14 protein-coding genes are annotated in these 15,635 nt (G+C 63.8%); 8 read left to right on the top strand and 6 right to left on the bottom strand.

Annotation, left to right across the window (positions count from 1 at the left end):
* The first annotated feature begins 111 nt into the window (after positions 1–111).
* The 8 genes from KF838_03775 (at position 112) to KF838_03740 (ending at position 4,882) form a co-directional block, all read left to right on the top strand.
* Positions 112–798: a site-specific integrase gene (locus KF838_03775; protein QYK48974.1), complete on the top strand. Its 687-nt coding sequence runs from the start codon at positions 112–114 to the stop codon at positions 796–798.
* Positions 799–906: 108 nt separating this feature from the next.
* Positions 907–1,167, top strand: coding sequence for a YegP family protein (locus tag KF838_03770; protein ID QYK48973.1), 261 nt, complete (start codon positions 907–909; stop codon positions 1,165–1,167).
* Complete coding sequence (locus KF838_03765) at positions 1,157–1,441, top strand: hypothetical protein (GenBank protein ID QYK48972.1); 285 nt, start codon at positions 1,157–1,159, stop codon at positions 1,439–1,441. Before KF838_03770 ends, KF838_03765 begins: the two co-directional genes overlap by 11 nt.
* Positions 1,442–1,464: 23 nt before the next feature.
* Entirely contained in the window at positions 1,465–2,157 is a 693-nt protein-coding gene (locus KF838_03760) for an SOS response-associated peptidase (GenBank protein QYK48971.1), read from the top strand.
* A 193-nt stretch (positions 2,158–2,350) separates the two neighbouring features.
* On the top strand, positions 2,351–2,905 hold the full coding sequence (locus KF838_03755) for a DinB family protein (protein ID QYK48970.1): 555 nt from the start codon (positions 2,351–2,353) through the stop codon (positions 2,903–2,905).
* Between the two features lie 31 nt (positions 2,906–2,936).
* Positions 2,937–3,704, top strand: a complete 768-nt coding sequence (locus KF838_03750) for a hypothetical protein (protein QYK48969.1) — start codon at positions 2,937–2,939, stop codon at positions 3,702–3,704.
* Complete coding sequence (locus tag KF838_03745; GenBank protein QYK48968.1) at positions 3,701–4,333, top strand: hypothetical protein; 633 nt, start codon at positions 3,701–3,703, stop codon at positions 4,331–4,333. The genes KF838_03750 and KF838_03745 overlap by 4 nt, the downstream gene beginning before the upstream one ends.
* A gap of 144 nt (positions 4,334–4,477) precedes the next feature.
* Positions 4,478–4,882: a hypothetical protein gene (locus tag KF838_03740; protein ID QYK48967.1), complete on the top strand. Its 405-nt coding sequence runs from the start codon at positions 4,478–4,480 to the stop codon at positions 4,880–4,882.
* Here the strand turns inward: KF838_03740 and KF838_03735 are convergent.
* From KF838_03735 to KF838_03710, 6 genes are all read right to left on the bottom strand, one after another.
* Positions 4,879–7,962 (bottom strand): type I restriction endonuclease subunit R, encoded by a 3,084-nt coding sequence (locus KF838_03735; protein ID QYK48966.1) that lies wholly within the window; start codon positions 7,960–7,962, stop codon positions 4,879–4,881. The two genes, KF838_03740 and KF838_03735, sit on opposite strands and share 4 nt — an antisense overlap.
* Before the next feature lie 35 nt (positions 7,963–7,997).
* A complete protein-coding gene (locus KF838_03730) occupies positions 7,998–9,605 on the bottom strand; it encodes an RNA-directed DNA polymerase (protein ID QYK48965.1) in 1,608 nt (535 codons plus the stop codon).
* A 120-nt stretch (positions 9,606–9,725) separates the two neighbouring features.
* Entirely contained in the window at positions 9,726–10,064 is a 339-nt protein-coding gene (locus tag KF838_03725; GenBank protein ID QYK48964.1) for a hypothetical protein, read from the bottom strand.
* Positions 10,065–10,243: 179 nt separating this feature from the next.
* Entirely contained in the window at positions 10,244–11,509 is a 1,266-nt protein-coding gene (locus KF838_03720; GenBank protein QYK48963.1) for a restriction endonuclease subunit S, read from the bottom strand.
* Between the two features lie 345 nt (positions 11,510–11,854).
* Entirely contained in the window at positions 11,855–12,778 is a 924-nt protein-coding gene (locus KF838_03715) for an Abi family protein (GenBank protein QYK48962.1), read from the bottom strand.
* A 187-nt stretch (positions 12,779–12,965) separates the two neighbouring features.
* On the bottom strand, positions 12,966–14,918 hold the full coding sequence (locus tag KF838_03710; GenBank protein QYK49812.1) for an SAM-dependent DNA methyltransferase: 1,953 nt from the start codon (positions 14,916–14,918) through the stop codon (positions 12,966–12,968).
* Positions 14,919–15,635 lie beyond the last annotated feature (717 nt).

The following is a 15,635-nucleotide window of genomic DNA, read 5'->3' as shown; positions in this document are numbered from 1 at the left end:
GCGCGTCGGAGGGATCAGCTGACGGGAGGGCACGTGGAACAAGTAGGGGCGAGACCAGTCGCACCGGTCGCACGCGTCGCAAAGGGACGATCAGCGCGACCGGGGGAAACCTTGGCCGCAGCGGGTGCCGGTCGCGGGCCGCGCTCCAAGCCCAAGCGCCGCCTGCCCCCGGAGGTGCTGACCGACGAGGAGGTCCGGGCCCTGCTCGACGCCTGCGGCCGGTACACCGCCGTCGCCCTCCGTAACCGGGCGCTGATCACGCTGATGTACCGGGCCGGGCTCCGGGTCTCCGAGGCGCTCGCGCTCCAGCCCAAGGACGTGGACCTGACGAACGGGATCGTCCGGGTCCTTCACGGCAAGGGCGACCGGTACCGGGCCGTGGGCCTCGACCCCGGCGCGGCGGCCGTCGTGGCCGCCTGGCTCGCCGAACGCGGCAGGGGCCAACGTGTGGGGGGGCGGGTCGCGGCACGGGCGAACCCCCCGCTCGCGCGGGTTGCGGATCCCCTCGCGGCCGCGCCGCTGCTCTGCACCGCGTACGGCACGCCGCTGACGACCGGGTACGTGCGGCGACTGATGAAGCGGCTGGGCCGCCAGGCCGGGATCGCCAAGCGCGTCCACGCCCACGGCCTACGGCATACTCATGCGGCCCAACTCAGATCCGAGGGCGTCGATGTCGGGATCATCTCCCGCCAACTCGGGCACCGATCGCTGCTGACCACCATCCGCTACCTCGACCACGTCCAGCCGACGGCGGTCGTGAACGCCATTCGCGAGCGCTCGTGGCGTGCATCATCCTGAGACAATCGGAAGCGCCCAACTCCAGCACTGAACACGAGATAGATGCATCGCTCTCTACACCTATCAAAATCCTATTGACACACCGATCGCATACCGTACACTCCCCGCATGTCCACACGCATGGATGCGTCAACTCCCGCCTTTGTGGTTGGTCCCAACGAGTACGGGGAATGGGGATGGTGCCTTATCACCGGCAGCGGCCGCGTGCTGGCTCGCTCGGGAATGGAGTACGAGTCGCGTGCCGACTGCGAGGACGCGGTCGATCTCATCCGACGCCTCGCGCCTGTGGCCCGGTTCGACAGGCCGGACGCTTCCCGCGCTGCCTTCCTGGGCTCGTTCGACATGCGAGGGACGCCGCGTGCTGAGTGAGCAGTTCATCTTCGGCGAGACGACCACGGGTCGGCCGTACGTGATCCACCGGCACCATCCGCGCTTCGTCGCCCAGATCATGGCTGCTGCCGACGCCCCGACCGACGGGCGCGTGCTCCACCTCCATGAGCAAGGACTCGTCATCGCCAACTTCGCGTGGGTGGACGAGGTTGACGGGGTGGACATCGAGCCCGTGCTGCGCGGGCTGCATCGCGCGGCGTGCGACCCATCCGCGCTCCGCGCGCATCGCCAGACGTTCCCCGGCGACGTGTGATCGTTCGACTACCCTTCTCGTGCATGTGCGGCCGCTACACGCATCTCGTGACATGGTCGCAGGTCCACCAGTTGCTGCGGCTGTCGAGCGATCCGATCGATCTTCCTCTCCGGTACAACATCGCGCCGACGCAGATGGCCCCCGTGGTGCGTCAGCGCGGCGGCACGCGATCGCTGGAGATGCTCCGGTGGGGGCTGGTGCCGTCGTGGGCCAAGGATCCGGCGATCGGCAGCAGCATGATCAACGCGCGGGGCGAGACGCTCGCGACGAAGCCAGCGTTCCGCGCGGCGTTCAAGCGCCGTCGCTGCCTGGTTCCCGCCAGCGGGTTCTACGAGTGGGACAAGGTCTCGGGCGGCACGAAGAAGCAGCCCTCCTACATCACGGCCTCGGATGACGGGCCGCTGGTGTTCGGCGGGCTGTGGGAGTCTTGGACTTCGCCCGAGGGCCAGACCATCGAGACCTACACGATCGTCACCACCGCGCCCAACGAGATGATGGCGAGGTTCCATGATCGCATGCCGCTGGTGCTCGACGCGAGCGACCACGACGCGTGGCTCGATCCCGAGCGCGAGGACGCGTCGGCCCTTGTCCGCCCGTACCCGGCTGAACTCATGCTGGCGCGGCCCGTCTCGACGCGCGTGAACAGCCCGAGGAACGACGACGCGTCGCTGATCGAGCCGGTCGAGCCGCCGCGTGCGGAGGGGCTGTTTGGGTGAGGGAGTGCCGCGGGATCATCAGCGAGATCGGGTAGGGGTGGATCCTGACCACGAACCGCTGCCTCAACCATGTGCAAGCGAGGATGGGGGCGAGGTGATGAGGTGGAGGGTGTGGGCGTATTGATGATCGCGCTCCTGCAACAGTACTGCAGGCGGGCGGCTGTGTCGGCTACGCTCATTGCGGAGGTGCCGGATGGCGTTCGAGATCAAGCGGTCCCTTGAAGTGCTGGAGCGAACGCCGCGTGTGCTGCGGGAGATGCTTCATGGCATGAGCAACTTCTGGACACTGAGCAACTACGGAGATGCGACCTTCAGCCCGTTTGATGTGGTCGGACATTTGATCGAGGGCGAGCGGCACGACTGGATGGTTCGAGCACGGGTGGTTCTGGAGCGGGGCGAAGGGACGCCATTCAAGCCGTTCGACCGGTACGCGATGTACGAGTGGAGCAAGGACCGATCGATGGAAGACCTGCTCGGGGAGTTCGCGACGCTGCGAGATCGAAATGTCGCCGACCTTCGAGCGATGGATCTGACGCCCGACAGACTCGATATGACCGGGACCCATCCGGCGTTCGGAATGGTGACGCTCAGGCAACTGCTGGCGACATGGGTTGTCCACGACCTCGGGCATACGCACCAGATTGCAAAGGCGATGGCGTACCAGTATCGGAACGAGGTCGGGCCGTGGGCGGAGTACCTGACGATTCTGCCGCGTGCTGAGGGCGAGCACACGAGTCTGCGGCCCTAGCCTCAAGTGCGTCGTGAGACAGGGAGTGCTGATGAAGGCAATCTTGATTCGTGTGGGCGCGGACAGCACAGACGGCGGCGGCAACTGGAGAGCCCCTGTGGACCCGGAGACGCTTGAGTACGTCTACGTGCCCATTCCCGAGTACACCAGCACGTTCCTCTATGGATGCGACCGGCGGTTCGACGAAGCGCTCGATCCGCTGTCCCGGTTCCTCGACAGCCGCGGCTCGCTGACCGCTCGGTGGCAGAAACGGATCGCCGCGAAGCGTGGCCAGATCATGCACCTGGACCCGGACTTCGAGCACCTGACGTACGGCGACATTGGCGACGCTCGGGGCCGGGACCTCAAGCATCTCAGCCCCGGGGACCTGCTCGTGTTCTATGCATCGCTGCGATCGATCCGACAAGCGGACCACCTCGTGTATGCGATGATCGGCCAGTTCGTTGTGGATGAGGTGCTGTTCGCGCCAGCGGTCGAGTCATCCCGTCGGTACGAGAACGCCCACACGAGGAAGGACCCTGTGTTCCCGCGAGACATTGTCGTTCGCGCGAGAGTCGGATGCTCCGGACGCTGCCTTCGGTGTGTACCGATCGGCGAGAGGCGTGATGGGGGGAACTATTACCTCACACCAGAGATCGAATCGGCATGGGGCGGACTGGTGAAGTCCGACGGCTCGCCGCGTCGGAGTTCATGGCTCAACATGAGCGGAGCGCCGCCGCTGATCGGTAATGCGGAGGCCTTTTCGTCGTGGTGGGCACGCCAAGACGTGGCGCTGGTCAGGAGCAACTTCGGATCATGAACGAATCGCCAGTTGTCATCGTCCTTCTGCGCAAGCCCCGGAAGCGGCGGGAAGACGAGTCTCGCTCGGACCCGTTCTACGAGCACGGGAGTTTCGGGTGTACGAGGTGCCACGCCGCAAACGTGATGCACCCCGCTCGCGCCGGGGAACTTGAGGGATCCCGCATCGCGTTCGCGCAGGGCGGTAGGCGACAGATTCGGCTGGTATGGCTGACGCCGCCGGTGCGGGTCAAGACACACAGCGACCGGTCCGAACTCATCTGGACCCCGTCGCACCAGCCGTTCAGGTTCGACGCCGCTCCGGTGCTGGCTCATGACACGCTTCCGACCGACTTCCCACGCCTGATGGATTCCATACGCGATGTCAAGCGAAGCACCAGCGTCGCCCAGTTCGCCAGCGCCTTTCGCGCGCGGCGGAAACCATTGGACGCAGAGATCGCGCGAGAGGTTATCGATGTGTTCGAGCGTGCGCGCGAGAACGCTGCGCCGGAGGACATTGCTGCGTCATACGTGGACGCGCTTCCGTACCCACCAAACCACCCGGACACCGACAGGGCCGCGAGACTATGGGATCTCCGGGCGAAGATCGCAAGGAACGAAGGCGGTCCAACCGGTCGCGCCACCTGCTGATCGTGTTCGCAGAGTGTCGAGATCATCACGCGGCTCCGCTCCCGCCGTAGTTGCGATCCCCGGCGATGGCGGGCCGGGGCGCTGAATATTCGGCGTTCTTTCCCGATTCCTGCGATAATCCCCCATCGCGAAAGGGGTACCGGCATGCGAGCGGTCAGGACCAAGGTCACGAGGATGGAGCGGGCGGCCCGCGAGAAGGCCGACGCAGCGTGGCAAGGCGACTGGTTGCTGATGCACCGGCTGTCCGCGTGCCAGGTCGCGTACACGCCCGGCATCGAGCGCGTGCGGCCGGAGCACACGGACCCCGAGACGTACCGAGACATTCAGGAGACGCTGGCGTGGGCACGAGGCGACTACGCCGAGGCCGAGCGGCTGCACGCCCTCGACCCCAACAAGCAGGTCCCGCCGCCGCCGGGCACGCCGTGGGAGGAGCAATTGCGGCTCGCGCGTGAGGCCCTCGACCGGTGCGCGGACGAAGCGCACGACAGCACGGAGCGGGTGAGGCGTGCGATTGAGATGGCGCTGGCGTCCCAACCCCTCAATGTCTAGGCGACTTCAGAGCAAAGCAACTCGGCCTGCTCCAACACAGTTAGCGTCGCCTGTTCCTGCTTATCCGGCGGATAGCCGTACTTTCGCAGGATCCGCTTCACGATCACCCGCAACTTCGCGCGGGCCGATTCCTTGATCGTCCAATCGATCGACGTGTTGGCCCGGACCGATGCCACCAACTCGCGCGCGATCTGCTGAAGCGTCGGCTCCCCGAGGACCTTTACGGCGCTGTCGTTGACCTCCAGCGCGTCGTAGAAAGCCACCTCGTCCTGCGTGAGCCCGAGTTGTTCGCCCCGATTGTCAGCCTCGCGCATGTCCTTCGCCAGCGCGATTAGTTCCTCGATGACCTGGGCCGCCTCGATCGCTCTGTTCTGGTACTTCTTGATCGCGTTCTCCAGCATTTCGGAGAACGACCGGGCCTGCACAAGATTCTTCCTGCCGCGCGTCTTGATCTCGCCCGCGAGGAGTTTGCGGAGCAGTTCGACCGCCAGATTGCGGTGCGGCATGCCGCGCACCTCGGCCAGGAACTCCTCGGACAGGATGCTGATGTCCGGCTTCTTCAGCCCGGCCGCAGCGAAGATGTCCACAACCTCGTCCGAGGCCACGGCCCGGCTCACGAGTTGCCGGATCGCGTGCTCGATCTCCTCGGGGGATCGCTTCTGTCCCTCCGTGGACTTTGTGAGCACCGCCCGCACCGCCTGGAAGAACCCCACGTCGTCCCGGATGCGGATCGCTTCCTCGTGCGGCACCGCGAGCGCAAATGCCGCCGACAACTCCTTGACCGCCTGCAGGAACTGGGCCTTGCCATCCTTCTCGGCCAGCACGCGCTCCTGAGCCGCGGGCAAGAGCGAGAGTCTTTCCTCGGGACGGCCGCGCGTCCACGCTCCCCAGTCGAAGCCCTCGAAGATCTCGCAGCACGCCTCGTGCTTGGCGAGCATCAGGGCGACGGCCTCCTCTTGGTCGATGGCCGCCTTTCCCTTGCCGCCGCTCTCGGTGTAGACCGCAAGCGCCTGCTTCAACTCGTGAGCGATGCCCAGGTAATCCACCACGAGACCGCCCGGCTTGTCGCGGAAAACCCGATTCACCCTTGCGATGGCCTGCATGAGCCCATGCCCCCGCATCGGCTTGTCGAGGTACATCGTGTGCAGGCACGGCGCGTCAAAGCCCGTGAGCCACATATCGCGGACGATCACGATCTTGAAACGGTCCTTCGGGTCCTTGAACCGTTTGGCCAGTTCCTCGCGCTTGGACTTGTTCCTGATGTGCCCCTGCCATTCGACCGGATCGGACGCCGAGCCGGTCATCACAACCTTCAGCAGCCCCTTGTCGTCCGCATCGTCATGCCACGCGGGTCGCAGCGTCGCGATCTCGTTGTAGAGCGCGACGCAGATCCGGCGGCTCATGCAGACGATCATGGCCTTGCCGTCCATGCCGTCTTCGAGGCGCCGCTCCCAGTGCGCCACCAGATCCTCGGCGATCAGTCTGATGCGCTTCTCCGAGCCGACGATCGCCTCCAGTTGCGCCCACTTGGTCTTCAGGCGCTCCTTCTTCTCGACCTCCTCCCCTTCGGTCGCCTCCTCGAAGCCGGGGTCGAGATTCGGCCGCTCCTCAGGCTTGATCGCGAGTTTGGCGAGTCGGCTCTCGTAGAAGATGGGTACGGTCGCGCCGTCCTCCACCGCGCGCTGGATGTCGTAGACGCTGATGTACTCGCCGAACACCGCCTGCGTGTTCTTGTCCGTGTGCTCGATGGGCGTGCCGGTGAACCCGATGAACGACGCCCGAGGCAGCGCGTCCCGCATGTGGCGAGCGAAGCCGTCGATGAAGTCGTACTGGCTCCGATGGGCTTCGTCCGCGATGACGACGATGTTCCGCCGATCCGAAAGCACCGGGTGCTTGTCGCCCTTCTCCTCAGGGAGGAACTTCTGAATCGTCGTGAACACCACGCCGCCGGAAGCCCGTGAAAGCCGGGCCCGCAGGTCCGAGCGATCAAGCGCCTGCTCCGGCGGCTGTCGCAGCAGTTCGCTGCACCGGGAGAAAACCCCGTGCAACTGGTCGTCCAGATCGTTCCGGTCCGTGAGCACGACGATCGTCGGGTTCTCCATCGCCGGATGGAGCACCACCCGCCCGGCGTAGAAAGCCATCGTGAGACTCTTGCCGGAGCCCTGCGTGTGCCACACGACGCCAACGCGGCGGTCCCCGCCCTCCGCCGACGCATTCACCGTCTCCGTGATCGCCCGGTTCACCGCATGGAACTGGTGATACCCGGCCATCTTCTTGATGACCTTGCCCGCGCCCTCGTCCTCGAACACGATGAAGTGCCGGAGAAGTTGCAGGAAGCGCCGCTTCTCAAACACGCCCGCCAGAAGCACTTCCAACTGCGACATCCGAGCCGGTGCGAGCGCCTCGCCGTCGGTCGTCCGCCAGGGCATGAAGCGCTCGCGATCCGCCGTCAGACTGCCGATCCTCGCCTCCAACCCGTCGGAGACGATCAATGCCTCGTTGTACGCAAACAGCCGCGGGATCTGCGCCTTATACGTCTGCAACTGGTTGAACGCGTCCCAGATCGTCGCCTGCTCATCGGCGGCGTTCTTCAGTTCGAGCACCGCGAGGGGAAGCCCGTTGATGAAGACGACGATATCCGGTCGTCGGTTGTGGCCGTTCGCGCCGCCTGAGGTCACCGTGAACTGGTTCACGGCCAGCCAGTCGTTCGCATCGGGGTCGTCGAAGTCGATCAGCCGGACGATCACGCCGCCGACGGTACTGTCCCTTCGCCTCTCCTCGACCGTGACTCCATCCACCAGCATCCGGTGGAACGCACGGTTCCGGGACACCGCATCCGCTGCGTCCACCCGCATCACGCGCCGGATCGCTTCATCCAGCGCATCGGAAGAGACGGCGGGATTCAGCCGCGCGACCGCCTCCCGCAGGCGGCCTTCGAGGAGCGCCTCGTCGAACGACTCCCGCTCGCCCGCGGGCTCGCCGGGTGCGATCGCCAGACCGGAGACGATGGAGTAGCCAAGCCCATCCAGCCAAGCCAGGGCGGCTTCCTCGACCACTGATTCGGTGAAGGTCTGACTCATGATTCAACGGATCCCGTATGAACTTCCTTGGTGCCTCAAGGCAAGCCATCCTCTTCGGAAGCCTCCATTTCGGGCTCCACCTCTTCAGCGAGTTCGTCCATTGTCGCGGTGCGAAGAAACGACACACCCTCATCGGCTAACAACTTCAATCCAGACTGCTCCGCGTATGTGTGGCACCAGTCCTCCGACATATCTACTTGAAGTTCATGAATGAGCAGCCAGTGCTGATCAGCATCATACGGAATGGCTGTGGACAGCGACTTGACGAAGTCAACCACCTTGTCCTTGTGCTGCTTGATGGCAAGGAGTGCTGCCATCGCCATGCAGTCCTTGGATTTGATGATCTCGTCAGCGAGCCCGTCAGAAACAACGGCACCACACAGCCCATACATATAGAGCGTCCAGCAGGCCGAATCAGACCGACGGAAGAACAACTGCCGTTCGAGAATGGCATCGAGATGCGAGGTTTGCAAGACTTGCCGGTGCCGACGCACAACATCCGCCAGGACCGGCAGGACGATCGGTGCATCGGCCGCGACTTGCAGCAGGTACTTCGCGAAGATTCCCGCGGATTCGGCAGACAACTTGTTTGCCACCGCTCTCGCGGCGTACTTGATCACACTGCCCGCCGGAAACCGGTTCTGCAATCCCATCGCTCCATCCATACAGGCGATGACCTCCCGAGAAGTCGCGATGTCACCCGATGGGAGCCGCGCGGCCATCTCCGTCACCCATTCCGACTTCGTCGCCAGCGGCAACTCCTCTATGGTCACCTTCTTGGAGTTGAGCAGGAGCAAGTACTTGCCGAGTTCCTTCTCAAGGTCACGGAGGAACTCGTCGGCCATGTCGCGTGACGGGCAGTAGCACTTATAGTCGTCAATGTACCGAACGAACTTGTACCCCGCAGTCGTCAATACCTCATCGACCTTGCCGAGGATGACCTCGTTGATGATGTTCGAGGTCGCGGGGCCGACCGGCACGCCGTGCGTCTCATTCCGTTTCAGATGACGCTGGCACCAATCGACTTGGTTATGCCAATGAAACGGCCCCTTGTGGTCCTTGGCATGCTTGTGGCCGACGAGGGCCCACGGGATCGCGTGCGTGTACAGAGAAGGAAAGCATGAAGACACATCCGCCTCGACGAAGTACTTCGCGCCGAAGGACATGTCCAGATGCCGCTCGGCGTCGGTGGGGAAGTTGTCGTGGCCCTTTACAACGACTCGTTGATCTACTTCTCCCGACACTTCTGTGGCGCGCAGCACTCGCTTATCCGCGTGAACTTCTGGCTTGATCTGGCTGGCGTCATTCGAGCAGATCCAATTGATCTCGTGCCAGTTGTCGCGGAGGCAGCCGCAGAGCCGCGCGAACGGGCCCGGACAAGGAATATGCATCAACCGCGAGGCGTTGTTGAACCGGGTCGTGCGATACTCGATCTGGTCGTAGCCGGAGTAGGCTCGCGAGTGCGGCTTCGGGGCACAGGGATCAACTAGGGAAGTTTGCTGCGCAATCAACTTCTCGCCAATCTCCGTCGTCAATCCCTCGCTGGAGAAAAGCGGCGGAATGTCGTCCCGCTTCTCTTTGACCATGGGGAAGTAATTGTGCCCGAGCAGGCCCTCGAAGAGATAGTCCTTGTCAACGGGCATGGTACTCTCCGGGCACCAGCATGTGTGGAGCGTGGAGGTGATGCATCACAGAGCGATCCCGACGATCGTCTCGGCATCCGCGATGCGGAATGCGCCTGACATCCAGTCCAAGCACGCGCGTCATGGCTTCGTCGCCTCCTCCCATTGAATCGGGTGTCGTGCACGATACACGATGTCGCGATACGCGCGGTGGCCAGTGTCGTCCACCATAACTTCAACCTTCACTTCGCCGTCCAACTCGGTCCATGAGTCGTATCGAGCCATTACCACATAGGATTCGGGCCATCCATCGGAGTTGAAGTTCAGCCACGTCCTCCGACCATCCACAAGCATCGAACCATCAAGACTGAAGTATGCTGCTTGGCGATAGCCGAATGCCGGGCCTGATGCCTTTACCTCCACCTCGATGTGCACTGTCCAGCCCTGGGCGTATGGTTCCTTCTCGCGAGTGCTGGACAAGATCTCCGATGTGACGCCAATCGAGTCAGCAGCCGCCCGGGCTCTTTCGCCACTCTGTGGGGCAGCGCATCCAGCCAGTACAAGAGTTGCGCAAGCGCATGTGATGAGGCAGGTGAGGCTCTTTGATGTGCGCTCATCGAGTAGGCGAGCAATAGCGAGCGCGCTTATGAGTCCGGACGTCATGTCAATCTCCCGACAATCTGCTCGGCGTCCGCAATGCGGAGTTCGCCAGAGATCAGTTTGGGTAAGAGCGTGTCACGGAGCGCGGCGAGGGTGCGGTTCTGCTGCGTCGCCAAGCTCATGCGTGCGAACATCGGCTCGACGATGGTGGCGAACTTGCTCGCGATCGTATCGCCCTTGACGGTGGGCACGGCAATCAGGAAGTGATCGAGACTTTCAGCGGGCACTCGCTGCCGCCCGGACGATCCAGTCATCGCTTGGATCGCGTGCGTGCGGAACCGCTCGCTTCTGGCGAGCAGGTACGCAAACACCGGCGGCAGGGGCGACTTAGGCCGAAGCACGATGTACTCAGTCGAACCCCAGGCGACTTCGCCATCGGCCAAGAAATCCACGAACGCCGTCTTGCCGTTCTCCAAGCAAGGCGTGATCCGTGCGACCAGCGTGTCCCCGTTCTTGAAGCGCATACCTGACCCGACGGCACGCCGCACCCACTCGGCGGGCGCGTGCCCCTGCGTGGGCATGTTTGACATGTCGAGATACGCGGCATCGACTCCCTTGGAGAGTGACCGAGTCGGGTTGACCTCGAACACTTCGGGCATTGCGACCACCCTCCACCCCTCCGGCACCTCGCCTAGGGGCGAGTCCACGAGGCGGTCGGGGAAGAGGTGGGCGATTGGGCCGTAGACAGCGTCCCCAGCGGGGGCGACGAGGTTCCCGGCCGCGTCGTGGATGGTGATGTCGTCACCCGTGCTGACGAACCGGCCCGCACGGCCGAGGGCGGCGTGCTCGCGTTGGCGGATGTTGTACCGGACGGGGTCAAAGTCCACGAACCACGAGGTGAAGACCGCCCGCGCGATCCCCTCCAGCACCCGGGCCGTCTTGCGGTTCACCTCGATCTTGTCGTCGAGCGCCCCCAGCACCCCCGCGATCGCCCGCTGCTCGGGGAGGGGAGGAAGGCGGATCGGCAACCGACGAACCACATCCTCGTTCAGGTTCGGCATTACGGCACCTACTGCGTGCGTCCGAAGCCATGATCGAGAAACATCCGCGATGAGGGCGAATGAGAGGTACTCAGGAAGCACATTCACCTTGTCGTGAATCCGGAGTCGCAGAGCACCGGTTCCGCAAATCGCGCCTTCATGCTCTTGCTCGACGAGCGCCGATAAGCCGGTGGCTTGCGCGCCCCGCCGCGCGAACACGATGTCGCCTGCTTCGAGACGATGGCGAGTCAGTCGGTCAGCCGTCGCGCACGTGATACGCGGCATGCCTTCGGACAAGAGCCGACGCCAACCGATGGACTCCGTTGCAACGACTGGAACGCCTACGGCTACATACTCATGCGAATGTAACTGCGAGCCAAAGGGACCAGTCTGGACCGCTGCTTTACCCGCGTCGATCAAGGCGCCGATCGTGGTGTGTTCCGAAACTTCAGCCACGCCGCACCCGCCTTCCGGTCGCGGCGAGTTGGTCCACCGTGGCCCCAGGGGTGTCTGCGCCCTCCGGCACAGCCCCGCCCAAGACATGGGCACCACCCGCGATAGCGTGGCCGCCAATGCTCAACGGGCGGATCGCCAAGGAGGTCCCCAGCATGTCTGGACGACATGCGCGGCTCACACTTCACCGACCTTCCAGATCGGGCAGTCCCGCCAGTTGGGCGGGAAGCCCATGCTTTCGAGCGGGATGCCGTCTGAGTCGTTCATCAACGCGTGCAGACGGTCTGCCCAGCGGCTCTGGGGTGCGATGCGGTCGAGCGACCACTTGCAGATGGTCAGAGTTCCGAAGACCCGATCGCCGGTGACCCTGACCGGGGCGTGCCACTCGGTGAGCCGCTCCGGGATCTTGGGCTTGATGCCCAGTTCGCGGTTCCAGAGGCGGCTGTGGTGGGCGCAGATGTTCCGCACGCTGTTCAGCGCGAGCAGCCAGGAGGCAAAGACCTTCTCGTGCACGCCGTAGTGCCTGGCGATCGTGTCGCGGATGGCGGGGTCGCAGCCGCGATAGAACGTGAGCAGTGTGCCGAAGGCCATGACTTCTGCGGCCATCCAGAGTGGGAGCATCGAGTGGCTGTCGCCGTACTTGGCGTAGAAGTGCTTGACGAAGGTGTCCTTGCTCCGTGTCTGCTCCTTGATGATGTCCGCCCGATAGTCGGCGAACTTGCTCGCGTCGAGACTCGGCACCGATCGTTGATCTGTGGCGTACGCGAACGCGCCGTACCGCTGCGAGTGGTGCGTGGCGAGCAGGGCACGGAGCGACACCTCGATCCGCTCGATGGCGTCCATCACCAGCAAACGGAGCCGCCGGTCGAACGCGTATCGGCACCAGACCTCATCGAAGGTGGTGCCGGGCTTGAACTCGTCGAGCAGATGGCGGGCGTCGCTTGGATGAGGTTTGCGAAATGGGTGCCAGTACGCGCTGAGTCTGTAGTACCCGACGGTGGTGAGTCGCTCGATGATGAGCGCGCGATCACCCTGCATGCCGCGCAAAATGAGCACGTCGGCCTGCTTCTCGAAACTCAGGGGTGGCTTGTCGTACCTCATGCCCGACCCCCGAAGGGGAGCGGCAATGAAAAACCCGCCGAAGTGAGCTGCCTTACGGCGCGCCCGGCGGGTGTGCTGGGAGAAATATATCGGCTAGGTTGCCCGGCCGCAACAAATCCAAGCGGGAATGAGTGCAAGTATGCAGTTAGGGGGCCAATTGCAGGGCCGGATAAGGGGGGAGGTAGGGTCATTTCCGGGCCTCCGGTGCGGGGATTGGAAACCCGATCGCCGCGAGGTTGGCCGCGATGGCCCGGTCGAGGTCCGCGCCTTGGGCGGTCAGCGCAGCCAGTTCTCCCGTGAGTTTGGCCATCTTCACTTCGAAGGGGACGCCATCGTCCTCGACCTCCTCGGCCCCGACGTAGCGCCCCGGGGTGAGGACGTGTCCGTGGGCGCGGATCTCGTCGAGCGTCGCCGACTTGCAGAAGCCCGGGACATCGGCGTAGGTCTTGCCCTTTGGCAGGTTCTGCTTATCGCCGCGCCACGCGTGGAAGGTGTCGGCGATGGTGGCGATGTCGGCGTCGGTGAGCGTGCGCTGCACGCGGTCGATCATGGTGCCCATCTTGCGGGCGTCGATGAAGAGCACGTGGCCGCATCGGTCGCGGAAGCGGCCGTTCTTCTTGTCGCGCGCGAGAAACCAGAGGCAGACGGGGATCTGCGTGGAGTAGAACAACTGCCCCGGCAGCGCGACCATGCAGTCAACGAGATCCGCTTCAACAATCGACTTGCGGATGTCGCCTTCGCCCGAGGAGTTTGACGACATGGAGCCGTTCGCAAGGACAAAGCCTGCGATGCCGGTGGGTGATAACTTCGAGAGGAAGTGCTGCACCCACGCGAAGTTGGCGTTCCCCGGTGGCGGCACGCCGTGCTTCCACCGCTTGTCTTCCTTCAGCAGGTGTCCGTTCCAATCGGAGTCATTGAACGGAGGGTTGGCGATGACGAAGTCGGCTTTGAGGTCCTGGTGCTGGTCGTTGTGGAAAGAATCACCCTGCGTGATCTTGGCGTCGATGCCACGGATCGCGAGGTTCATCTTCGCCAGCCGCCACGTCGTGTAGTTGGACTCCTGGCCGTAGACGGCGATGTCGCCGACGCGCCCGCCGTGGTGCTCGATGAACTCCTCCGACTGGACAAACATGCCCGCCGAGCCGCAGCAGGGGTCGTAGATGCGACCCTTGTACGGCGCGAGCATGCTGACGAGGAGTTTGACGACCGGGCGCGGCGTGTAGAACTGGCCGCCCTTCTTCCCCTCTGCGCTGGCGAACTCGGAGAGGAAGTACTCATATACCCGCCCGAGCATGTCCCTCGAGCGGCTGCTCTTGCCGCCGAAGCCGATGTTGCCGATCAGGTCGATCAACTGGCCGAGCCGCTGCTTGTCGAGGCCGGGCCGAGCAAAGTCCTTCGGCAACACACCCTTGAGTACCGGGTTGTCTCGCTCGATGGCGTCCATCGCATCATCGACCACCTTGCCGATTGTCGGCTGCTTGGCCATCTTCAGGAGGTGGGACCACCGCGCCCCCGGCGGCACCCAGAAGATGTTCTCAGCCTTGTACTCGTCGGGGTCCTCGGGGTCGGTTCCCTTGGACGTGCCCGCCTCAAGTTCCGCGTGCTTGGCCTCGAAGGCGTCGGAGATGTACTTCAGGAAGATGAGGCCGAGGACGACGTGCTTGTACTCCGCCGCGTCCATGTTGTTGCGCAGGGCGTCGGCGGCCTTCCAGAGTTGGGCCTCGAAGGCAAGGTCGCGATCGCTGCCCTCGGCAGGAGCGGGATGGGCTGGGTCGCTGGATGTCGCACGCTTTGCCAACTCGGGCTCCTGCGGAGGGGTTGCAGCGGCCGGGCGAGCCGCGAGGAATGCTGCATCGGATGGGCCGCATGATACCGGGGTCGGGAAGCGCCCAGAGTCTGCGTCGGGCCCGTCGGAAGGGGGAACGGTCGTGCCCGACGCGTAGGAGCCTGCCGCGGGTGGCTGGCTGGATGAGTCGGGAGGTGCGTTCCGCTCGTCCGACCGCGGGATGGAAAGGAACAGACGCCAATCAACAGTGCTACGAGCCAGCAACAGCCCAAAGACAACAACGAAGGAGGCAACCCACAGCACCAGGCCAATCACAGACCGCCAGAATCGCCCGGACGTGATTCCTCGGAACATCGCAGTCAACTGTGATCGCTGCCTTCGACTGTCCCCCATCGCGTTGTATTCGTCGAGCGTTGGAGATCGGCGGATTTCCCGAAGCTGGTCCTTTAGCGAGAGGTCGTAGAAATCGCTGGCAAAGTACTTGATGTCCAACCCATACCTCTTCATGTTCTCGTGGTAGAGGCCGAGGCGGGCTCGCTCCGATTCAAAGTCACTTCCCAGTGGGACTCTGCTCGGCAAAACAGGACCAGCCCAGAGACGAGTGGCGAGGCCCATTGCCGCAATGCAAACAAGCATGGCCGCGAGCCATTGCCACCACCTCAGAGGCTCATTGGATCGCATCAAGATGTGCTGAGACGGCCGCATTGTGGAAAATCAAGGCTTGAGGAATCAGAACCAGGTCGTTACGAACGACCCCGGTCAGTCTGCCGCTGGTTCCACGGAAGGAGCGACCGGTGCGTTCGCCCTTCAACGAGCCACGTTACGGGTTCAAGTGGAACGAACTCACCTTTCACAGCAGTGTCCAAGCACCATGTGAGCCAAGCAACCCCAATCTCGCGGCTCTCGAAGGACTGGGGAATCTCGCCCCTCAACTGAGAGATGGTGCGAGGGGTCCGAATCGTCCCAGTGAGGAGCACCACATTGCCGAGTCGTGGCGTTAGGCAGTGGATGGCAGTGACGATGGTGTTTCCGAAGTCATAGATCAGTGCTCCTGGTGGGTCAGATTCAATG

The sequence above is a fragment of the Phycisphaeraceae bacterium genome (assembly GCA_019454185.1).
In the GTDB taxonomy this organism is placed as follows: Bacteria; Planctomycetota; Phycisphaerae; order Phycisphaerales; family UBA1924; genus JAHBWV01.
Note: the sequence above shows the minus strand (reverse complement) of the source record. Positions and strands in the feature narration are given on the sequence as shown.